Source organism: Pseudoalteromonas sp. UG3-2 (genome assembly GCF_037120705.1).
Taxonomy (GTDB): domain Bacteria; phylum Pseudomonadota; class Gammaproteobacteria; order Enterobacterales; family Alteromonadaceae; genus Pseudoalteromonas.
This window is the reverse complement of record NZ_JAWLJU010000002.1, coordinates 1,317,039-1,339,651: the sequence shown is the minus strand read 5'-3', so window position 1 is coordinate 1,339,651 and position 22,613 is coordinate 1,317,039. Positions and strand designations below refer to the sequence as shown.

Annotated in this window: 19 protein-coding genes and 1 tRNA gene; 17 read left to right on the top strand and 3 right to left on the bottom strand. The window is 45.9% G+C overall.

What is annotated here, in order from left to right; translation table 11 throughout:
- Positions 1 to 2: 2 nt before the first annotated feature.
- From R3P39_RS09305 to R3P39_RS09295, 3 genes are all read right to left on the bottom strand, one after another.
- Complete coding sequence (locus tag R3P39_RS09305) at positions 3 to 1,313, bottom strand: DASH family cryptochrome (protein WP_336567081.1); 1,311 nt, start codon at positions 1,311 to 1,313, stop codon at positions 3 to 5.
- Positions 1,314 to 1,376: 63 nt separating this feature from the next.
- The gene (locus R3P39_RS09300; RefSeq protein ID WP_336567080.1) at positions 1,377 to 1,889 is read right to left on the bottom strand and encodes a hypothetical protein; all 513 of its coding nucleotides are present in this window, start codon (positions 1,887 to 1,889) and stop codon (positions 1,377 to 1,379) included.
- 82 nt (positions 1,890 to 1,971) lie between these two features.
- Complete coding sequence (locus R3P39_RS09295; protein WP_336567079.1) at positions 1,972 to 2,442, bottom strand: hypothetical protein; 471 nt, start codon at positions 2,440 to 2,442, stop codon at positions 1,972 to 1,974.
- Positions 2,443 to 2,924: 482 nt separating this feature from the next.
- Between R3P39_RS09295 and R3P39_RS09290 the strand changes: the two genes are divergently transcribed.
- The 17 genes from R3P39_RS09290 to R3P39_RS09210 all read left to right on the top strand — a co-directional run bounded on the left by R3P39_RS09290 (position 2,925) and on the right by R3P39_RS09210 (position 22,548).
- A tRNA-Met gene (locus R3P39_RS09290) sits at positions 2,925 to 3,001 on the top strand.
- Between the two features lie 271 nt (positions 3,002 to 3,272).
- Complete coding sequence (gene rimP, locus R3P39_RS09285; protein ID WP_336567077.1) at positions 3,273 to 3,728, top strand: ribosome maturation factor RimP; 456 nt, start codon at positions 3,273 to 3,275, stop codon at positions 3,726 to 3,728.
- Positions 3,729 to 3,767: 39 nt separating this feature from the next.
- Positions 3,768 to 5,267 carry a transcription termination factor NusA gene (gene nusA / locus R3P39_RS09280; RefSeq protein WP_336567075.1) on the top strand — a complete coding sequence of 500 codons (1,500 nt, stop codon included), beginning with the start codon at positions 3,768 to 3,770 and terminating at the stop codon, positions 5,265 to 5,267.
- A 25-nt stretch (positions 5,268 to 5,292) separates the two neighbouring features.
- A complete protein-coding gene (infB, locus tag R3P39_RS09275) occupies positions 5,293 to 7,980 on the top strand; it encodes a translation initiation factor IF-2 (protein ID WP_336567073.1) in 2,688 nt (895 codons plus the stop codon).
- Between the two features lie 82 nt (positions 7,981 to 8,062).
- Positions 8,063 to 8,467, top strand: coding sequence for a 30S ribosome-binding factor RbfA (rbfA, locus tag R3P39_RS09270; protein ID WP_336567072.1), 405 nt, complete (start codon positions 8,063 to 8,065; stop codon positions 8,465 to 8,467).
- Positions 8,467 to 9,411: a tRNA pseudouridine(55) synthase TruB gene (gene truB, locus R3P39_RS09265; RefSeq protein WP_336567071.1), complete on the top strand. Its 945-nt coding sequence runs from the start codon at positions 8,467 to 8,469 to the stop codon at positions 9,409 to 9,411. Before rbfA ends, truB begins: the two co-directional genes overlap by 1 nt.
- A 110-nt stretch (positions 9,412 to 9,521) precedes the next feature.
- Positions 9,522 to 9,791, top strand: a complete 270-nt coding sequence (gene rpsO / locus R3P39_RS09260; protein ID WP_010370825.1) for a 30S ribosomal protein S15 — start codon at positions 9,522 to 9,524, stop codon at positions 9,789 to 9,791.
- A gap of 223 nt (positions 9,792 to 10,014) precedes the next feature.
- Complete coding sequence (gene pnp / locus R3P39_RS09255) at positions 10,015 to 12,126, top strand: polyribonucleotide nucleotidyltransferase (protein WP_336567066.1); 2,112 nt, start codon at positions 10,015 to 10,017, stop codon at positions 12,124 to 12,126.
- 156 nt (positions 12,127 to 12,282) lie between these two features.
- The gene (gene nlpI, locus R3P39_RS09250) at positions 12,283 to 13,173 is read left to right on the top strand and encodes a lipoprotein NlpI (RefSeq protein ID WP_336567065.1); all 891 of its coding nucleotides are present in this window, start codon (positions 12,283 to 12,285) and stop codon (positions 13,171 to 13,173) included.
- Complete coding sequence (locus R3P39_RS09245; RefSeq protein ID WP_336567064.1) at positions 13,154 to 14,278, top strand: hypothetical protein; 1,125 nt, start codon at positions 13,154 to 13,156, stop codon at positions 14,276 to 14,278. Before nlpI ends, R3P39_RS09245 begins: the two co-directional genes overlap by 20 nt.
- 202 nt (positions 14,279 to 14,480) lie before the next feature.
- Positions 14,481 to 17,273, top strand: coding sequence for a monovalent cation/H+ antiporter subunit A (locus R3P39_RS09240; protein ID WP_336567063.1), 2,793 nt, complete (start codon positions 14,481 to 14,483; stop codon positions 17,271 to 17,273).
- A complete protein-coding gene (locus tag R3P39_RS09235; RefSeq protein ID WP_336567062.1) occupies positions 17,273 to 17,614 on the top strand; it encodes a Na+/H+ antiporter subunit C in 342 nt (113 codons plus the stop codon). The genes R3P39_RS09240 and R3P39_RS09235 overlap by 1 nt, the downstream gene beginning before the upstream one ends.
- Positions 17,611 to 19,125: a monovalent cation/H+ antiporter subunit D gene (locus R3P39_RS09230; RefSeq protein ID WP_336567061.1), complete on the top strand. Its 1,515-nt coding sequence runs from the start codon at positions 17,611 to 17,613 to the stop codon at positions 19,123 to 19,125. The genes R3P39_RS09235 and R3P39_RS09230 overlap by 4 nt, the downstream gene beginning before the upstream one ends.
- Positions 19,126 to 19,662, top strand: a complete 537-nt coding sequence (locus R3P39_RS09225) for a Na+/H+ antiporter subunit E (RefSeq protein ID WP_336567060.1) — start codon at positions 19,126 to 19,128, stop codon at positions 19,660 to 19,662.
- Positions 19,656 to 19,925 (top strand): K+/H+ antiporter subunit F, encoded by a 270-nt coding sequence (locus R3P39_RS09220; RefSeq protein WP_336567059.1) that lies wholly within the window; start codon positions 19,656 to 19,658, stop codon positions 19,923 to 19,925. The genes R3P39_RS09225 and R3P39_RS09220 overlap by 7 nt, the downstream gene beginning before the upstream one ends.
- A gap of 8 nt (positions 19,926 to 19,933) precedes the next feature.
- Positions 19,934 to 20,260: a Na+/H+ antiporter subunit G gene (locus tag R3P39_RS09215; protein WP_336567058.1), complete on the top strand. Its 327-nt coding sequence runs from the start codon at positions 19,934 to 19,936 to the stop codon at positions 20,258 to 20,260.
- A gap of 170 nt (positions 20,261 to 20,430) precedes the next feature.
- On the top strand, positions 20,431 to 22,548 hold the full coding sequence (locus R3P39_RS09210) for a methyl-accepting chemotaxis protein (protein ID WP_336567057.1): 2,118 nt from the start codon (positions 20,431 to 20,433) through the stop codon (positions 22,546 to 22,548).
- Positions 22,549 to 22,613: the final 65 nt, after the last annotated feature.

Genomic DNA, 22,613 nt, shown 5'->3' with positions numbered 1-22,613 from the left:
TCTCACTCCTTGGGCCAGTCTACATAGTCACGACTATCCAAGTCTGGATAGGATTTGCCTTGCCACGCCTTGATGTAGTCACCATTAGGGTCAAATTGCTGCTGTTGCTTGGCAATGTTAAAGTGACGGCCACCACGCGGATCGGCGCCCACTCCCGCGATGTACTGCCAGTTGCCCCAGTTGGCCGCGACATCATAGTCAATAAGCCGCTGCTCAAAGTATGCGGCACCGTATCGCCAATCCAGCTGCAACTCATTGACAAAATAACTGGCGGTGATTTGTCTGGCACGATTAGAGATCCAACCTGTGGCGTTCAGCTCGTTCATAATGGCATTGATTAAAGGTGACGGCGTTTTACCTTCACACCATTTGTGATAGCGCTCGGGGTAAAAGCTGGTTTTTGGCGTTTTACCTTTAACGCCAGAAAATGCGAATAGTCGTTCGCCATGTTTTAGGCTATACCAGTGAAAATACTCACGCCATAATAATTCAAACCAAATCCAGTAGGTCGACTCATTGCTACCAAACTGCTGCTCGTATTGCTGTAATGCGGCGACGACTTCCACCGGGCTGATAGCACCAGAGGCTAGGTAAGGACTAAATTGAGTAGAAAAGCGTTGTCCCATTAGGGCATTTCGAGTTTGCTTGTAATGCTGTGCTGTTGCGTCGCTAAAGTAGTCGGCTAAATAGGCCTTTGCGGCGTGGGAACCAGCGTCAAAGCGGCAGGCTGGTAAGGACTTAACTGCCACAGGGGTTAAGTAACTTAGGGTATTTGCTGAGTGAGGCAGGGGAGGCAGACTCGCGGGTTTTGCCTGTGTTTCACGGACCTCAAGCTGATCAACTTTTTTCCTAAATGGAGTAAAGCTTGGCGGTAGCTCAGATAAGGATATGGGCAGTTCTGTTAAGTTAAACAAGGTGGCGCTGTATGCTGAAATAAACTCAACGTCGAGTAATTCATGTTGTAGTGCTTGCCATACTTTTTGCTCATCATACCCAGGGTGCACTGAGCGCGCCACATGGCTGATGTTGAGGTCTTTAATTAATCGAATAAGATGGCTAAGGGCAAGTGGATCAGGCAAAGTAAAAAGGGTTTGCTGATACTGGTTGAGTTCAGTTTGTAACGCGTAGAGGGTATTTTGCTGAAATGACTTAACGCACGTTGATTTTTCCGTTTGCGACTTTCTCGCGGTCCAAATGCTAGGACTGGGAAAATAAACACAAACCAAATGGTCTACTTTTTCTCGTAGCTGCCTGAGCGCGATATTGTCACTCAGGCGGCAATCGTTATCGAATAAATAAAGTCCGATCTTCACGTTTATAGTTCACATTTTGCTGCAACACATAGTGACATACTACGAAGCGTTCAGCGCTTTTGCTCACTTTGTTTGGCAAGACTCTATTAATGTTCGTAAATGGGCGCCAACGTCTTCGCTTTTTGCTTCACCGGTTGCCAATAAGTCGGCAGCCTGCTGTTTTAACTCTGACAAATCGTACTCGCTGAGTAAAGTCTTGAGGTAGCGTACGGTGTCTGCACCTTGTTGAATTAATTCGGGCAGCTGGTCCAGTGAGATCTCTTGCGTCGATAGGTTTTCCACCGCGGCTAAAATGTCTCCAAGGTTGGCGTTATCTTGCAGCGCCCCCTCGACAGTGGCCAGTGCTCCCATCGGGTCGGCATCTAATTGTTTGGCCACGCAAGCCGCGACGCTGCCTGTTTCGGCACTGGCTTTTACCGAGGCTATACCTTGTTCACGAATTTGCGTTATTGCTTGTTGTAATTGTTGGTGTTGTGACAGGTAGTCTTGCTCAAGTTGCGCTTTCGAATCCTGTAACGCATCACACCCGGTGGCAGCTGCAGTCACTAGCAGTGCAAAAAATGTTTGTTTAATCATTTTGTTGGCCCTAATTAACTTTTGTATGAGTGTAAGCTTAGGGCGGTTAGAAGTCACGCTGAATTCACTACTCTACTAGCGCTTAAGTAGCGTGAACTTGTGCCTGTTTAAAATCTTTCAGTGCCACCACGTTTTTTTTGCCAAACAATTGTTCAAGTAGCATGTTTTTGATGATAAGTAAGGCTTTTTGCCAAGCATTGTGAGCCGCATGAGTAAAATGTCGACCCAATTGACGTTTTAAGCTGGCAATAAACGTGGTTAGTAATACGCTGATGTCTTGCTCTGCAGTACCCAGAAACACCATCACCTGTTTTTGCTTTTGCAAGTAGTAGAGTAGGTTGCTTTGCTGTGGCAGACGCATCACACAGTTTTGAATAAAGTCAAAAATCTGATGCTCCCAGATGATTAATTGTTTGGTGTTGCTTGGCACTTCCATGTTGAGGTCGTAACGCAATAGTTGGGTTTGCCATGAGGTGCAAAAGCCATGGAAGTTAGGCCTAATGCTGGCAAGCGTTTGAGTCAAAAGCTGATATTGATAAGGGGTAATGCTCATAAGCGCCTCTTCAAATGTGAGTTGAAGAGCGGATCCTTTGCTCAAAACCAATCGCTGGAAATGTAAGTATAGCCAAAGTTTCATTGTTAGTAGACTTTTTCTTAACCAGTGTGCGACTTAACTTACAAATATAAAAGACAGATGGTTTAGGTGGGGCGCTTTGGCCTGACGGCTTATGATGCATTATTCACGAGCCTAAAAAGAGCGCTAAGAGGGCGTAAAATAGTACTCATTAAAGAATGAGTTGGTGAGCTGGAAAATTCAATAAAAGGGTCTGAAATAGCGAGCTTCTGAGGGGCAGAATAGTAACAGATAGTGCTAATTGATGGTTGCTATCCCGAGCTACTGTCTTTATAATACGCAACATATTTAGGCAGTTCTAACGGGTTAACGCCGTTGTGAACATTAAGACCGAAGGTCGTCGGTTCAAATCCGGTGGCCACTTCTTTGAAATGTAGAAGTAAAACAATTTTATGTGTTGGCGCGGGATGGAGCAGCCTGGTAGCTCGTCGGGCTCATAACCCGAAGGTCGTCGGTTCAAATCCGGCTCCCGCAACCAAGTTTAAAGATTTATTCTTTGATCTCGCGCATTCTTAGTAATGCGCGTTTTGCGTTTAGATTATTGCTTATTTGCATAAGCGTAATTTAATTTGGCTGAGACAGCTCGCAAACCAAGCACGGCCTTTGGCCACACAGTTTGTTATTCGTGTGACGCCCCGCTTGGTTCGGGGCGTTGTCGTATCTGGCGTAAGGGTTACCCTGAGCCCAAGATCAAGCAGCTATGATTGGGGGCTATAAGCCCTTTTTTTGTTTGTGTATGGAGGAGTTCTGTGTCAAAACTCGAGCAAGAATTGACTGAAATGTTGGAGCCTGCGGTTGCTGCCTGTGGCTTTGAATTACTCGGTCTTGAGTTTGTCCAAGCTGGGCGTCATTCTACACTACGTGTGTATATTGACCATGAAAACGGTATTACTGTAGATGACTGCGCTGAAGTTAGTCGTCAAGTCAGTGCTATCTTAGATGTTGAAGACCCGATCACCAATGAATACAGTTTGGAAGTATCTTCTCCAGGAGTTGACAGACCACTATTCAAACAAGCTCATTATGAAGAGGCAGTGGGAGAAGAAGTACGTTTGCGTACAAAGCTTCCGCAAGAAGGTCGCCGTAACTTTAAAGGCGATTTAGTAGCAGTTAATGGCGATATGATCACGTTAAAGGTTGACGGTCAGGAATTTATTCTGATGTTGAGCAACATTGAACGTGCCAATATCATCGCAAAATTCTAACTTTGAGTGCGAAGGACAAGGGCAAGCGAGGCATTACCTATGGCAAAAGAAATATTGTTGGTGGCAGAAGCTGTTTCCAATGAAAAAGCAGTCCCAAGAGAAAAGATTTTTGAAGCATTAGAGTTCGCACTAGCGACAGCAACAAAAAAGAAGCATGACGGTGAAATTGACGTTCGTGTCTCAATCGACCGTAAAACCGGTGAGTACGATACTTTCCGCCGTTGGCGAGTGGTTGAACCACAAGAAGATGGCTCTTTAGAAAACCCTTACGCGGAAATCACCATTGAAGCTGCACAGGTTGACGAGCCAGAAATTCAACTTGATGACTTTGTTGAAGAACAAATTGAGTCAATCAAGTTTGATCGCATTACAACGCAAATGGCAAAACAGGTTATCGTACAAAAAGTACGTGAAGCTGAGCGGGCATTAGTGGTTGATGCTTATAAAGATCAGCAAGGCGAGCTGGTAACGGGTGTGGTTAAAAAGGCCACGCGTGATGCCATCGTTATTGATTTAGGCAACAACGCTGAAGCGGTTATTTACCGTGAAGACATGCTACCGCGTGAAAGCTTCCGTCCAGGTGACCGTGTACGTGGTTTACTTTACGAAGTGAAGCCTGAAGCACGTGGTGCACAGCTTTTTGTAACTCGTTCAAAACCAGATATGTTGATGGAATTATTCCGCATTGAGGTACCTGAAATTGGCGAGGAGATGATTGAGCTTAAAGGTGCTGCACGTGATCCAGGTTCTCGTGCTAAAATTGCGGTGAAATCAAACGATAAGCGTATCGACCCTGTGGGTGCGTGCGTGGGTATGCGTGGTGCACGTGTGCAAGCCGTTTCTACCGAACTTGGTGGTGAGCGTGTTGATATCGTGTTGTATGATGATAACCCAGCGCAATTTGTGATCAATGCCATGGCACCGGCAGAAGTGGCTTCAATCGTAATGGATGAAGACACTCGCACCATGGAAATTGCGGTAGAGGCCGATAACCTTGCGCAAGCCATTGGTCGTAACGGTCAAAACGTACGTTTAGCCAGCCAACTTACAGGTTGGGAACTAAATGTGATGACGGTAGAAGAGATGGAGCGTAAAAACGCTGAAGAATCAGACAAACTGATCAATCTGTTCACCGAACACTTAGATATTGACGATGACTTTGCAACATTACTAATTAACGAAGGCTTCTCAACGTTAGAAGAAGTAGCCTACGTACCCGTTGCTGAGTTTTTAGAAATTGATGGTCTAGATGAAGACACTGTTGAAGAGCTACGTAATCGTGCCAAAGATGCACTAACTACTAAAGCGCTTCGCGATGAAGAAAGTCTAGAAAATGCAGAGCCTGCAGAAGACCTACTAGCACTAGAAGGACTTGAGCGTCACGACGCTTTTGTTTTCGCTAGCAAAGGTATTGTTACACTTGAAGACCTTGCTGAGCAGGGGATTGATGACTTAGTGGAAATTTCAGAGTTATCAGAAGAGCAAGCCGGCGAGTTAATCATGGCTGCTCGTAACATTTGTTGGTTCAACGAAGAGTAATTTATTAACGGAGGTAACATCACGTATGGCAGAAGTGAGCATTAATAAACTAGCCGAGAGTATTGGTACAACTGTTGATAAATTACTACAGCAGTTAAAAGATGCAGGGATCACAAAAGCCGAGGGCGACCAAGTTACTGAATCCGAAAAGGCTAAGTTGCTTGACCACCTAAGCAAGCAACACGGTGGCACTGGGTCAACCGGTCCTGAGCGCATGACTCTACAGCGTAAGAGTAAAAGCACGTTAAGTGTTAACTCGTCTGGTAAAGCAAAGTCGGTATCTGTAGAAGTCCGTAAGAAGCGCACTTACGTTAAAAAGAGCGCAATCGAGCAGCAAAAAGAGCAAGAACGCTTAGCTGCAGAGGAAGCTGCGCGCAAAGAAGCAGAGTTGAAGGCTCAGCAAGAAGCAGAGCAAAAGGCCAAAGAAGAAGCTGAGCGCAAAGCGCGCGAAGAAGCTGAACGCAAGGCCAAAGAGGAAGCCGAGCGCAAAGCTAAAGAAGAGGCGAAGCGAAAAGCAAATGCCGATCGCCCAGCCCAAGCCAATGATAAGCAGAGTAAAGAAGTGGATAGCGCGCAACAAGAGAAAGAACGTAAAGAAGCAGAGCGCCTGCGTCAAGAAGCAGAAGCAGCCGCACTGAAAAAAGCCGAAGAAGAAGCCGAACGTCAAGCTGCTGAAGCTCGTCGTTTAGCCGAAGAAAACGAAGCTCGCTGGAAAGCGGAAGAAGAAGAGCGTCGTCGTCGTGAGGAAAACTCAGATCACCACTTAACCACTTCAACTTACGCCCGAGAAGCAGAAGACGAGTCAGATGCTCGTGAAGAGAAAAGCGCTCGCCGTAAGAAGAAGAAAAAGTCTGGTAGAGACGATGCTGCAGAGTCGAACAGAAGACAAAGAGGCAAAAAAGGCAAGCTTAAAGCCCCGACCTCATTACAGCATGGCTTCCAAAAGCCAGCCGCAGAAGTGAAACAAGAAGTTCGTATCAGTGAGACCATCACCGTAGCTGAGCTTGCTTCACGTATGGCTGTTAAAGGTGCAGAAGTGGTGAAAACCATGATGAAGATGGGTGACATGGTGACCATTAACCAAGTTATCGATCAGGAAACTGCCCAGCTAGTTGCGGAAGAAATGGGTCACAAAGTTGTTCTAGTGAAAGAAAATGAGCTAGAAGAAAAAGTACTTCAAGACCGCAGTGACGAAGGCTCGCTTGAACCGCGTGCGCCAGTTGTTACGGTTATGGGTCACGTTGACCACGGTAAAACATCAACGCTGGATTACATCCGTAAAGCCAAGGTTGCTGATGGTGAAGCCGGTGGTATTACCCAGCATATCGGTGCTTACCACGTTGAAACCGGTGGCAGCATGATCACCTTCCTCGATACTCCGGGACACGCAGCGTTTACCTCAATGCGTGCACGTGGTGCGAAGGCGACAGATATCGTGGTACTTGTAGTGGCAGCAGACGATGGTGTAATGCCACAGACCAAAGAAGCTGTGCAGCACGCCAAAGCAGCAGAAGTACCGCTTATCATTGCGGTAAACAAAATGGATAAAGAGGGCATTGACCCAGACCGCGTTAAAAACGAGCTAGCACAACTAGACGTTATCCCAGAAGAGTGGGGTGGTGAAACTCAGTTTGTGCACATTTCAGCGAAAACCGGTCTTGGTATTGATGAGCTACTAGAAGCCATTCTAATGCAGTCTGAGCTACTTGAATTGCAAGCATCAAAAGAAGGCATGGCATCGGGTGTGGTTATTGAATCGCGTCTTGATAAAGGCCGTGGTCCAGTGGCATCAATCTTAGTTCAGTCAGGTACCCTAAACCAAGGCGATATTGTACTGTGTGGCCTAGAGTATGGCCGTGTTCGTGCTATGAAAGACGAGAACGGTAAAGATGTGAAGTCGGCAGGCCCGTCAATTCCAGTTGAGATCTTAGGTCTTTCTGGTGTACCAGCTGCTGGTGACGAAGCTACTGTCGTTCGCGATGAGCGTAAAGCGCGTGAAGTGGCACTTTATCGTCAAGGTAAGTACCGTGAAGTGAAGCTAGCGCGTCAGCAAAAAGCCAAGCTTGAAAACATGTTCTCTAACATGACCGAAGGTGATGTTTCTGAGGTGAACATTGTACTTAAAGCCGACGTACAAGGCTCAATTGAAGCAATTGCTGATTCATTGACTAAACTGTCAACGGAAGAAGTGAAAGTGAAGATTGTTGGCTCTGGTGTAGGTGGTATCACTGAGACGGATGCAACGCTTGCAGCAGCATCAAATGCGATCATTGTTGGCTTTAACGTCCGTGCCGACGCCTCTGCACGTAAGGTAATCGAAGCTGAAAACCTAGATCTACGTTACTACAGCGTTATCTACAGCTTGATTGAAGAAGTGAAGCAGGCAATGTCGGGCATGCTAGCTCCAGAATTTAAGCAAGAGATCATTGGTCTTGCTGAAGTACGTGACGTGTTTAAGTCACCGAAAATTGGTGCTATTGCCGGCTGTATGGTTACTGAAGGCGTAGTTAAACGTAGCGCACCTATCCGCGTTCTTCGTGATAACGTAGTTATCTACGAAGGCGAGCTTGAGTCTCTACGTCGCTTTAAAGACGACGTAGCAGATGTTCGTAGCGGCATGGAATGTGGTATTGGCGTTAAGAACTACAACGACGTTAAAGTCGGTGACCAAATCGAAGTATTTGAAACGGTTCAGGTAGAGCGCTCGCTTTAACTGTAAGTTACTAAAATACTTGAGATGGGGGCGCTAGCCCCCATTTGTGATCTCATAGATTGTTAACTTTTAAGTGGTGAAAATGAGAGAATTTTCTCGTACAGATCGTGTAGCACAGCAAATTCAAAAAGAAATTGCGGTGATTTTACAGCGCGAAATTAAAGACCCAAGATTGGGCATGGTGACTGTTTCTGCCGTTGAGGTATCTCGTGACCTGTCTTATGCCAAGGTGTTTATCACGGTATTAAATACCAGCGATGAAGACAAAACCAAACAAAGTGCGGCCATTTTAAATGAAGCAACGGGATATATCCGTTCGCTGCTGGGTAAGCGTATTCGCGCCCGTATCATGCCAGAGCTTAAGTTTGTGATTGATAATTCACTGATGGAAGGCATGCGCATTTCTAACTTAGTCGATTCTGTGATTAAAGAAGACAATGCTAAGCGTGGCCCGGAGTCCGAAGGCAAAGACCAAGAGGAAGACTAATGGCTCGGCGTAGTAAAGGCCGTGCTGTTGACGGCATTTTATTGTTACATAAGCCGCAAGGTATTTCTTCTAATAAGGCGCTGCAACAGGCAAAAGGCATTTATTTTGCTCAAAAAGCAGGACACACAGGAGCTTTAGATCCACTGGCGACGGGAATGTTACCCATTTGCTTTGGTGAAGCGACCAAGTTTACTCAGTTTTTGCTTGATACCGATAAAACGTATGTGGTTAGAGCACAATTGGGGGAGCGTACGACGACGTCGGACTCCGATGGTGAGATTGTCGAGACTCGTCCTGTGGATATTAGTAAAGCCCAGTTAGAGCGCGAAGTGGCGAGCTTTTTAGGCGAGTCCGATCAATACCCGTCAATGTACTCGGCGTTAAAGTATCAGGGGCAACCTTTGTACAAGTATGCCCGCGAGGGCATTGAAGTACCGCGTAAATGTCGCAAGATTAATGTTTATAACATTACTTTAGACGAATACGACGAGGCCAGTCAGCAAATACAAATGACAGTGCACGTATCAAAGGGCACTTACATTCGTACCATTGTCGATGACTTAGGCGAAAAGCTTGGCTGTGGTGCCCACGTTATTATGTTGCACCGTAGCGAAGTGGGTCATTATCCCAGTGATAAAATGGTGACCTTGGCAGAGCTTGAGCAGCTGCTTGATAAAGCCAAAACCGAAGAAGTAGCACCGTCGACGTATTTAGACAGCTTATTGTTACCGATGGATACGGCATTGGTCGATTTGCCTGTGGTAGAGATCAACCAGCAGCAAGGCGTTGCTTTTGGGCATGGCCAAACCGTTGCCGTGGAAAACTTGCCTGAGGGCATTGTGAAAGTAGTGGCGGCCGGTCAGTTTGTGGGTATTGGTGAACGTAACCCACAGGGGCTTCTCAAAGCAAAACGAGCATTATCGTCGGCGCAGCCGGGATCCTAATCACGATTGTACTATGCAGTGGTGGAGAATACTGATATAATCCGTCAGCTTCCGCTTTGGCTGAATTAGTGATCGGCTGAAGCATTACTTAAATTTATTTTGGAGTTATTATGTCACTAAGCAACCAAGAAAAAGCAGAAATCGTAGCAAAGTTCGCTCGCGCAGAAGGTGATACTGGTTCACCAGAAGTACAAGTTGCACTTCTAACTGCTGACATCAACAAGCTACAAGGTCACTTCGCTAACCACAAGCAAGACTTCCACTCACGTCGTGGTCTGCTACGTAAAGTTAGCCAACGCCGTAACCTTCTTGACTACCTTAAAGGCAAGAGCGTTGACCGTTATGCTGCACTAATCAAAGAGCTTGGCCTACGTCGCTAATATTTTTGATTTCTTGTTGGAAAATTATCCAACAGCAAAAAAGGGGCTAATTAGCCCCTTTTTTTGTCGCTATTCTATCAGTATACTGACAACGGTTTAAAAATAGGTTTAAACCAGCGTCAATTGGTTTACCAATTGTAGTGCTTAAATAAATTGATTGAGTTTATTTAAGACTGTAATTGGTCCCTGTTGGCGTTGAAAACAATTAAGTAAGGAAAATATTGTGCAAGCAATTATTAAAGAATTTCAACTAGGTCAACACACAGTGACACTAGAAACAGGTGCTATCGCACGTCAAGCTGACGGCGCAGTACTAGCGAGCATTGGTGATACATCAGTGCTAGTAACCGTAGTAGGCAAAAGAGAAGCGGCTCCTGGCCAAGACTTCTTTCCGCTAACGGTTAACTATATAGAAAAAATGTATGCTGCGGGTCGTATCCCAGGTGGCTTCTTAAAGCGTGAAGGTCGTCCTTCAGATGGCGAAACATTAACAGCGCGTCTGATTGACCGTCCAATCCGTCCATTATTCCCTGAAGGCTTTGTAAACGAAGTTCAGGTGATTGCCACGGTTGTTTCAGTTGATCCAGAAGTACAACCAGACATCGTTGCACTAATTGGTACTTCAGCAGCACTAGCTATTTCTGGTATTCCATTTAATGGCCCAATCGGCGCAGCACGCGTTGGTTATGTGGATGGCCAGTATGTCATCAACCCAACCTTGAAAGAGCTTGAAACCAGCAAGCTTGACTTGGTTGTTGCGGGTACTGAAAACGCAGTACTTATGGTTGAATCTGAAGCAGAAGTGCTTTCTGAAGAAGAAATGCTAGGCGCAGTTGTATATGGTCATGAGCAATCTCAGTCGATCATCAAAGCAATCGAAGAGTTCAGTGCTGAAGCAGGCAAGCCTGCTTGGGATTGGACTGCACCAGAAAAAGATCTGACTCTTGCTGAAAAAGTAGCGGCGATTGCTGAGCAAAAAATCGGTGATGCTTACCTAATCACTGACAAAGTTGCACGTAAAGAAGCGCTTTCTGAAGCAAAAGCAGAGGTTATTGAAAAGCTATCTGCTGAGCTTAGTGAAGAAGAGTCTCTTGACGACCAAGTGGTTGGCAAAGAGTTTAGCTCACTAGAAAAGAAAATTGTTCGTAGCCGCATCATCGCTGGTGAAAAACGCATTGACGGTCGTGAACCAGACATGGTTCGTGCTCTTGACGTGATGACCGGTGTACTTCCGCGTACGCACGGCTCTGCAATCTTTACTCGTGGTGAGACGCAGGCGCTAGTAACAGCGACTCTAGGTACAGAACGTGATGCGCAAATGATGGATAACCTAACCGGTACTCATAAGCACCACTTTATGTTGCACTACAACTTCCCTCCGTTCTGTGTCGGTGAAACAGGTTTTGTTGGCTCACCTAAGCGTCGTGAAATTGGTCACGGTAACCTAGCTAAGCGTGGTATTGCTGCGGTAATGCCAACACTGGCAGAATTCCCGTACTCTGTACGTGTGGTATCAGAAATCACAGAATCAAACGGTTCATCTTCAATGGCGTCGGTATGTGGTACATCACTTGCGCTAATGAACGCAGGTGTACCTGTTAAAGCTTCAGTGGCTGGTATCGCAATGGGTCTAGTTAAGGAAGGCGACGACTTTGTTGTTCTTTCTGACATCCTAGGTGACGAAGACCACCTTGGTGATATGGACTTTAAAGTAGCGGGTACTGCTGACGGCGTAACAGCACTACAGATGGATATCAAGATTGAAGGTATCACCAAAGAGATCATGCAAATCGCATTGCGTCAGGCAAAAGCTGCTCGTCTACACATTCTAGGTGTGATGGACCAAGCAATTGCTTCACCTTCTGAAGAGCTATCTGAGTTCGCACCACGTATTTACACCATGAAGATCCCTGCGAAGAAAATCGCGGAAGTGATTGGTAAAGGTGGCGCTACTATTCGTCAGCTAACTGAAGAAACAGACACTACCATTGAAATTGAAGACGACGGCACAATTAAGATTGCTGCCACCAATGGTAACAGCGCTAAAGACGCGATTTCTCGTATTGAAGCACTTACTGCTGAGCTGGAAGTAGGTACACTTTACACTGGTAAGGTTATCCGTATCGTTGACTTCGGTGCCTTTGTAAACGTATTACCTGGTAAAGATGGTCTAGTTCACATCTCACAGATCAGTGATGAGCGCGTAAATAACGTGTCGGATCACCTATCTGTAGGTCAAGAAGTAAAAGTTAAAGTACTAGAAGTGGACCGCCAAGGCCGTGTTCGCTTGAGCATCAAAGAAGCTCAAGAAAAAAAGACTGAGAGTGCTGAATAATTAGCACCACAGACTAACAACATCGAGAAAGGGGCTGTATAGCCCCTTTTTTTATGTTTAAATGCCGGAGTTCAGTTATCCCATTTGATGGCGACTTTGCGCAGACTAGCGTATGGTAACTAAGACATGCTTAAGCTTGGTAGTATGAGGAAGGAAATGAAGTTAGCGAAAATTGTGGTGTTATTGTTGTTTGTAGGCCTGGTGGGATGTAACAGTACCGAACCTAAAACAAGCAGTAAGCAAGTGTTAAATGTGCCGCTGGCGGTTCCGCTGCAAGCAAATTTTCGCAATGAAATCGCTATTGCTCGATACAGTGAGCTATTGTTGCAGCCCGATATTGATAACGACCAACGTGCACAGCTATTTTATAATCGCGGCATGCTGTATGACTCAACTGGGCTCTCTACTCTAGCACGCATTGATTTTAATCGTGCCGTAAAGCTCAAACCCGATTTAGCCGAAGTTTATAACTTTCTTGGCATTCACCAAACGTTAGAACAAAACTATGGCCGTGCTTACGAAATGTTTGATGCTGTATTGGAACTTGATGATGAACATGAATATGCCTTTCTAAATCGTGGCATTGCCTTATATTATGGAAAACGCCCAAGCTTAGCGGTAAAGGACTTTGAAGTGTTTCTAGCGCGCTCACCACAAGATGCCTACCGTGCTATGTGGTTATACCTAGCGCATTCTAAGCTAGACCCTGAAGCCGCAAAGAAACAACTACAAAAAAATAGTTTAGCGTTAAACCCTAATGAATGGTCATCTCAGCTAATTGACTACTATTTAGGTAAGCTCAGTGAAACCCAGTTTTTAAATCAAATAGGGCGCGGCGTTAGCAGTCAACAAGAGTATGCAGAGCGACTCTGCGAAGCTTACTTCTACATTGCCAAACGCTACCAAGCCCAAGGCGATGACAATGCTGCAATAAGTTATTTTAAATTAGCCTTAGCCACCAATGTGTTTGAGTTTGTGGAGCACAAGTACGCACGGCTAGAGTTAGACTTACTGACTCAACAGAATAATGAGCGCGACGCAGACTAAAGCACTCTGTGTGTTCTTGTTGTTGCTGGCTTTAACGAGCAGCAGCTCGAACTATAGCCACCTTTCAAGTGCGACTTTGCAGCGCTGGCTGGTAAAGTCGCCACACCTTTATTTTCAAATGGCGTCTCATCTTACTGTTACGCCTGCACAGGCAAATCACTCTTTAGTACGGGCATTAGCCCAGCTGCCCTTAATTAATTGGCAATTTGAGCAGCTAAGGCGGGCATTGGGCAGTGACCCCCAGCAGCGCAGAAAGTCCCTGTTACTAACGCGATGGCACAAACTCAATCAACAGCAGCGCCATCAGCTGGCAGAGCTGCTTTTGCAAACTTTGCAGTGGCGGTTGTTGGCAGAGGTAAAAAAGCTCGGCGGTGTGCCTGCAAGCCATCAGGTTTTTATGCAGCTGGCACAAGCTAATAAGGTGGTAAAATTGCCACGTCATAAGGAGCTAGACCACTACCAGCTGCTTGATGAAGTGAGCAAACCGACTCATCAATGTCGTTATCATATCGCGTTAATTGCTTCTGATTTAAAGGGGCTGCGGCAATTACAACAGCTAAAAGTGGCGTTTGAGCAACAGCCTGAACCGCAAGCGGGTGTGTATTGCTTATCTAAACCAATTTATGCGGCAAAGCGGTTAAACTGTGCTGAGAAAGACAGGTTTGCAAAGTGTCACTTAGCTGCATCGTCCATTGCTGAGAGTTTTGATTATACTGTGCTGATGGCCGCAAAGGGGCATGCCAACGTGGTTGGGCAGCAGATGACGCTGGCTCACACCAGTAACTACAATGTGTTTATCCACGAGCTTATGCATTTCAGTGGTTTTGAGGATGAGTACCCCGTTGCGCCGGCAAAAGCAAAATGGCTTTGTGCAAAATCAGGCTATAAGGCACCAAATCTTTACGTTGGTGAACACGCCCCATACAACTGGGTGCCTAGCCGTACTTGCAAGTACGGTAAACTGGCGTCATTTAAGCCACAAAAAGGGTACTCTTTGTTGGAATATCAATCGATTAAGCTAAGTGAAAAATACCGAGAACTGTGGCTGGCTGCACTGAACTTAGCTTCCTCTTCACCTCTAAGTCGCGTTAATTCAGCTGAATAGTTTTGAACTTAATCTGAATAGTTTGTTAAGGTTGTCTAAAATGTAATCAGCTAGGATGTGAAACTCTAGACAACTCAAACACTAATCAAGTATAACAAGAAACATGTACGTGTGGTAAAAGTGTACTTAATGCTCCAGATGGGAAGGGCATCATCACCTTAACCAAAACGAGCCATAACGACGCAAATAAAAGGTTTACTCTATGACTTTATTTTGGATACCCTTGCTATCCTTAATTGGCAGTCTACTCAGTGCATTCACGGGAAAACTCTCTCGTAATCAGTCGACTGCTTTAACCTTAGTAGCGCCAGCAGTGGCAATTCTATTAGCCGTTGACCTTGCGCCAGCGGTGTTTGCGGGTGAGACAATTCGAGCAACGCTCGAGTGGATCCCGCTTCTGGATATCGATGTTGCTTTCCGACTCGATGGCTTAGCGCTATTGTTTGTCTTTATGATCTTGGGAATTGGTATGCTGGTGATATTTTATGCCAGATACTACTTAAGCCCCAACGACTCGATGCCAAAACTCTACTCATACCTAATGCTGTTTATGACCGCCATGCTCGGTATTGTGATGTCGAATAATGTTTTGCAGTTGTGGTTATTCTGGGAGCTTACCAGCATTAGTTCCTTTTTGCTTATTAGCTATTGGTGGCATAAGTCAGAAGCCCGTAAAGGCGCCAAAATGGCCTTGGCTATCACCGGTGGTGGTGGTTTGGCTCTGCTTGCAGGTCTAATGTTATTAGGTGACATTGTTGGCAGCTACAACCTCGATGTCATCTTAGCCAGTCGTGATATTATCCAAGCCCACGCATGGTACGAAGTAACCCTAGTGCTTATCCTGTTAGGGGCATTTACCAAGTCCGCGCAATTCCCATTCCATTTCTGGCTACCACACGCCATGGCAGCACCAACGCCTGTAAGTGCCTACTTACACTCTGCCACTATGGTAAAAGCGGGGATTTTCCTATTAGCACGTTTTTATCCGGCATTGGCGGGAACCGAGCTGTGGTTTATTTTAGTGGGCTTAACGGGCCTTGCTACCTTGTTAGTCGGTGCTTACATCGCACTGTTCAAACACGACTTGAAAGGGTTACTGGCCTTTTCCACTATTAGCCATTTGGGCCTGATCACCTTACTGCTGGGTCTAGACACAGAATTGGCAACGGTTGCGGCGATTTTCCACATTATTAACCACGCTACCTTTAAAGCCTCGCTGTTTATGGCCACCGGTATCATCGATCATGAAACGGGCACACGTGACATGCGTAAACTTAATGGCATGTGGCGTTTTATGCCTTACACCGCCACGTTAGCCATGGTGGCGGCTTCAGCAATGGCAGGGGTACCGTTACTCAATGGTTTCTTATCCAAAGAAATGTTCTTTGCCGAAACCCTGCACCAACAGTTACTGGGCTCAATGTCTTGGCTAATCCCAATACTTGCGACCATAGCAGGGGCATTTTCTGTCGCTTACTCTGCGCGCTTTATTCACGATGTGTTTTTCAATGGCGATCCCATCGATTTGCCTAAAACTCCTCATGAAGCGCCTAGATATATGCGCGTACCGATCGAAATTTTAGTGGCGCTGTGTTTGGTTGTAGGGATGTTTCCAAACTTTGTGGTCGACGGTATTTTGTTTGCCGCATCGGCAGCCGTGCTTGGCGGGGAAGCACCAGAGTACAAAATCGCCATTTGGCATGGCTTTAACCTTCCTCTGTTGATGAGTGGTTTGGCCGTGTGCGGTGGTTTGTTTATTTATACTCAGCGTAGATTCCTGTTTCAATTTCAGGCATCGCTGCCGCCGCTTAATGCTAAGAAAACCTTTGAACGCACAATGTACAACATTGTGTCGTGGAGCCGCGCCCGGATTGGGGCGATTGAAAACGGTTCATTGCAACGCTACTTGATGTTGATGTTTATTGTGGTGCTGATCAGCGCCGGTTGGCCATTATTTGAAATGTCGCAACTGGTTGGCAACATGGAACCCACTCCTATTGATGTCCACAACGCCATTGGCGCTGGACTATTAATGATAGGTGCTCTAGGCACGGTGATTTGGCATCGCAGCCGCATGGTGGCGCTATTAATGATCTCGGTTGTGGGCCTGATGGTATCCGTGGCCTTTACCCGCTTCTCTGCGCCTGACTTAGCGTTAACTCAATTGACGGTTGAGGTGGTGACCATCATCTTATTGATGCTGGCCTTGTTCTTTTTACCACAGCGAACGCCAAAAGAGTCTAGCTCTATTCGCGTGCTGCGGGACATGGGTATCGCCTCCGCAATTGGGGTGATTGTTGGCAGCATTAGTTATGCTCTAATCACGCGCCCACTAGACAGTATTTCTGAGTTCTTTGTTGCCAACGCTAAAATCGGCGGCGGTGGTACCAATGTGGTGAATGTAATCCTGGTCGATTTTCGGGGTTTCGATACCCTAGGCGAAATCACAGTGCTGGGTATTGCGGCATTGGGAATTTATAAACTATTGATTAATTTACCACTGTTTATGCCTGGTAGTGACAGTGAAGGCAGACCTTGGGCAAAAGAGCGCTATCCGCTGTTATTGGCGAGTATTTCGCAAAGCTTACTGCCACTGGCGCTGCTGGTTTCGGTCTACATCTTCTTGCGTGGTCATAACCTCCCAGGTGGTGGCTTTATCGCAGGCTTAGTGACGGCCATCGCCTTTATATTGCAGTACATTGCTCACGGCTCAAACTGGATAGCAGAGCGCTTTAATGTCAATTACCGTAAGATCATTGCCACCGGTATTGCGATAGCCTTGGCGACAGGCGTAGGAAGTTGGTTCTTCGATAGACCGTTCTTAACTTCTTGGTTTGATTATTTTGATATTCCGTTGGTAGGAAAAACTGAGTTAGCGAGTGCCATTGCCTTTGACCTTGGGGTGTATATTACCGTGGTTGGAGCAACGCTAATGATCTTGGCAAGTTTGGGCAAAGTGACCGCCAATGCGCCAAAAGAAGAGGTAAATATTTAATGGAATTATTGTATGCATCTTGCGTAGGCATATTAGTGGCCTGCGGGGTTTTTTTAATATTACGTGCGCGAACTTTTCCGGTTGTGTTAGGCCTCACTATGTTGTCTTACGCGGTGAATTTATTCCTATTCGCGTCCGGCAGATTAACCTTAAATAAAGCCGCGGTATTGGGTTTTAGTAACGACTACGCTGATCCTTTACCACAGGCGTTAGTGTTAACTGCGATTGTTATCGGTTTTGCGATGACCGCATTCGTGGTGATCCTTGCCATTCGTGGTCGCTCTGACTTGGGTAATGACCATGTCAACGGTATTGTCCCTGAAAAGAAGGATAAGGCATGATCCAGCATCTGACTTCATTACCTGTATTACTTTCGATGTTGGCGGGAGTTATCCTGCTAATGCCTCCTTGTGGTAAAAAGTTAGCAATACGCCGCAAGGTATCTGTATTGATGTCGCTTATCACCTTTGCGGCCTGTATTGGTTTACTGCTTAATGTGCAGCAAAGTGGCATCCAGGTGTATGCCATCGGTAATTGGCAAGCGCCATTTGGGATTGTTTTAGTGGCGGATCAATTGTCAACACTGTTGGTGAGCTTGACGGCATTACTCGGGTTTGTCTGTGTTCTGTACAGTTGTGCCGGAGATGATGAAAAGGGCAGCTTTTTCCATCCATTGGTGCATTTTTTAATGATGGGTGTGAACGGCGCCTTTTTAACGGGTGATGCCTTTAACTTATTCGTGTTTTTTGAGGTGTTACTTATCGCCTCTTATGCCTTGTTAATGCATGGCGGCGACAAGCACAATACTAGAGCCTCGTTACAATACGTGATCCTCAATCTAGTTGGTTCGTCAGTGTTCTTAATTGCTTTAGGGATTATGTATGGGGTGCTTGGGACGCTGAATATTGCTGACATGGCACAAAAAATTACCTTGTTGCAAGGCGATGATGTTTATCTGGCTAAAATCGGTGGTTTGTTATTATTAGTGGTATTCGCCTTGAAGGGCGCTTTATTGCCATTGCACCTGTGGTTACCGAATACCTATGCCACTGCCTTGCCTGTAGTTGCCGCCTTGTTTGCAATTATGACTAAAGTGGGTGTCTATTCCATGATGCGAGTTTACACCTTAGTGTTTGGTGAGGAAGCCGGAGAGCTTAGCCATATGGCACAGCAATGGCTGTGGTGGTTGGCCATTGCAACCATAGTGATGGGGGCCATTGGGGTACTAGCGAGCCAAGACTTACGTAAGTTAGCAGCAAACTTAGTGGTGGTATCGGTAGGTACTTTGGTTGCGCTGGTTGCGGTACAAACGGTGGACAGTAGTGCCGCTGCCATATATTACCTTGTGCATTCCACCTTGGTTTCTGCCGCGTTATTTTTGTTAGCCGATTTAATCGGCACTCAGCGTGGTAAAGTAGCGGATAGGATCACCGCAGGTCGCCCGGTGGCGCAACCAATGCTGCTTGGTATTCCATTTGCCATTGCCGCCATTGCTGTGATAGGCATGCCGCCGTTATCAGGGTTTGTAGGCAAAGTATGGATTTTACAATCTACGGTTGCAGCGAACTATACCTATTGGTTTTGGGGCGTATATTTAATTGCCAGCTTAGCCATCTTGGTGAGTGTTTCCAAAGCGGGGAGCACCGTTTTCTGGCACCATACCGGTAAAGCCGAAACCAACGCCAGTGAAAAAGTTCATCCTACTCAGTTGATTGCCGTATTGACCTTGGTCGCTTGTGCGCCACTGATGGTTATTTTTGCTGGAGCACTGACTGAGTATGCGCAAAATGCTGCGGGTTCGTTGCATGACTTTACTGGTATTACTCATGCCGTGCTAAAAGGAGCAAAATAAATGCGTTTAGAAGCAAAGTTTTCTTGGCTACCAACGCCATTTCGCAGTTTACTCTTGTTCACGGTTTGGTTGCTACTCAATAACAGCGTGTCTGTGGGGCACCTTATTTTGGCCACGCTGTTGGCCATTATCATTCCTTTGATCACGTACCGCTTTCGTACCAAGCAGCCGTTAATCATTCACCCTTGGCGAGCAATCAGGCACCTTTTTCTGGTGCTGTACGATATCATTACCGCGAACATTGAAGTGGCTATTAAAATATTAGGGCCGTCGAAAAAGCTGCAACCAGGATTTGTTTTGGTGCCGCTGGATATTGACCAGGCCATGCCAATTACGATTTTAGCCAGCACGGTATCTTTGACGCCTGGGACTGTGAGTGCTGAAGTATATCCATGGCCAGAGTCAGTAGCCGATGATGAAGAAGTAGGGCGAAAATACCTGTTAATCCATGTATTAGATATGCAAGATGAGCAAGCACTCATTGATACGATTAAATCTCGCTACGAGACGCCGCTGAAGGAGATTTTTGAATGTTAGAGACCGTTATATTAATCGTGTTTGCCATGATCGGGGTTTCTTTGTTGCTAAACCTCTGGCGTCTAGTGGTGGGCCCATCAATACCAGACCGCATTTTGGCATTGGACACGATGTACATTAACACCATAGCGCTGATTATTTTGTACGGTATGAACATGGGCACAGCGCTGTATTTTGAAGCCGCATTGCTTATTGCCATGCTAGGTTTTGTAAGCACGGTAGCAGTGTGTAAATACTTGCTACGTGGCGATATCATCGAGTAGGGGGCAGGATGTCAGAGTGGATTATATCAATTCTATTGTTACTAGGTGGTTGCTTTGTGCTGATAGGCTCTATTGGCTTGGTTAAAATGCCAGACTTTTTTATGCGCTTACATGGCCCAACTAAAGCAACAACATTAGGGATGGCTTGTTTACTGACTTCCGCCATGGTGTACTTCAGCACCACAACCGAGGGTGTCAGTGTTAAAGAGATTCTGATTTCAATCTTTTTATTATTAACGGCGCCAATTTCTGGTTATATGCTGATTAAGTCTGCTATTCACCATCGCCTGCCTAGCAATGACAAAACTTCAGGAAAAGAGAAAATCAAAAAGTAGCTCAGAGTTACTACTTTTGGTCTAAAGTAATAGTTTTTTCTAGTGAAATGATTGGGTGTAGCAATAATTTCAGTGCGTTACTGGGATTGTTTGCTACATTTAATTAGAATCGCCTTGTTTATACAACAAGGCTGCATATTGCGCAGTTAAATATGTTAACTAGGAATGTTATGAAAAGAGCGTCTATCAAAAATAAACTGTTGTTTTTTGTTATTGCCTTGGTGAGTAGCTTGGTATTGATCCTAGTCGTTACCATGTGGATGCACCTAGCGAAAGAAAATGAGCGACAAAGCAACGGGGTTCAAGCCGCCATTTATGAAGAAATTTCTGCTGGTCTAGTCGCCAAAGGTAACCAGTATGGTCAGCGTGTGGCCGCGTTCATCAATGAGGCCTATCGGGTTCCCTATACTTTAGCCGGTATGCTTTCTCATACTGCAAAGCAACAGCCCTTAGCGCGGGAGCAAGTAGAAGAGCTGGTTAGAGGTGCATTGCAGCAAAACCAATTTGTTTCTTCAATGTACGCGCAATTTGAAGCCAATGGCTACGATGGCAAAGACAATGAGTTTATTGCCGGCAGCTCTCATTCAGTTCCAGGCGCAGGTTCTTTAGAGCTGTATTTTACTCAAGAAGCCAGTGGCGTGGTGCAGCAAAAGGTTGAAACGGCCGAAGAAAAGTACGCTGATGCCATTAATGAGTTTGGCCTCAGAGAAGCCGAGTGGTACCTTTGTGCTAGGGATAAAGTCGCTCCTTGTATTATGGAGCCCTACCTGTATGAAATTACCCCAGGTAATGAAATGCTGATGACTTCTCTAACCGTTCCGGTTGTGGTTAACCGTCAGTTTAAGGGTCTAGTTGGCGTTGATGTCAACTTACCGGTATTTCAGTCGATGGTGGAAGAGCTTTCTGAGTCACTGTATTCTGGCGCGGCTAAGGTGACACTATTAAGTGATATGGGACTTGTAGTAGGCTCGAGTCATTACGATAAACTTGCACGTCCGGTGTCAGAATCCATGTCAGCATCTCGTGCTGAGACATTAAAAACACTCCATGCCGATAAAGGCATCAAAGAGCTTGGCGACGATCTCGTCGTCGCTGTGCCTATTGATATTACCCTTGCCAATACCACCTGGTCGCTGATTATTGAACTACCAAAATCGGTCGCCCTAAGCAGTGCTACACAATTAAAACAACAGTTGGAAGCTTCAACAGACTCTGTAGGTCGTTGGATGCTGACCATAGGTGTGGTGATTGCTATCATTGGGGTGGTGATTGCAGTTATTTTGGTTAACACCATTATTAGCCCACTGACTCACATCCAGCAGCGGGTAGAAAATCTAGCTTCCAGTGAGGGGGATCTGACCCATGAGCTTGAAGTCAGTCATCATGCTGAGTTGATTGCACTATCACAAGGTTTTAATCGTTTTACTGATAAATTAAGAACCATGATTGATGACTTAAAGGGGTTAGCTGAGTCCTCTTATGAGCAATCGCATAAGACCACAGAGGCTGCGATTAACATCAAAAATAAAGTGGCAAATCAACACTTAGAAATTGACAGTGTCGTAACAGCAATTAATGAGCTTAGTGCTACCGCTTCAGAGGTGGCAAGGGCATCGGAAAAAGCGGCTGCAAGTACTAATCAGGCTGCAGATCAGGTTCAGCAAAGTGAACAAAGTATCATCAAGACCACGGAAACGGTGCAGTCCATGGCAGATCAAGTTATCGATGCTAAACAAGCGGTGATGAAGGTATCTGAGCGCAGTGATGACATTTCTAAAATCCTCGAGGTGATCCGAGCCATTGCCGAGCAGACTAACTTGCTTGCGCTGAATGCCGCTATTGAGGCTGCAAGAGCGGGAGAGCAAGGCCGGGGTTTTGCTGTCGTTGCAGATGAAGTAAGAGCTTTAGCGTCTAAAACGCAAGCCTCTACCGACGACATCAGCAAATTGATCGATAATTTACAAAGTGAGGTGGCTAACTCCAGCCGGATTATTGAAAGTTCCGTTGACTTGGGCGAAAACGCAGTGAGCTATTGCCAAGACTCTGCCAAGTTAATGAGTACCTTAGTGGGTGAGCTGACTAGTATTTCCAATGAAGTCACCCAAATTGCCACCGCAGCAGAAGAGCAAAGCATGGTAACCGAGGAGATCAACACCAACACCACGGGGATTTCGGATGCCGCAGCTGAGCTATCGCAATTTGCCGATGAAGTTGAGCAGGCCGCAAGCTCAATGACTGAAATTGTGGAGCAAAAACATAAGAAACTGAACCTATTGAAAACTCAGTAACCTTCCTAGGGAGAGGCGCTTGCCTCTCCCTACTCATCTTTACCCCTAGAGTTCTGCGGTAAATT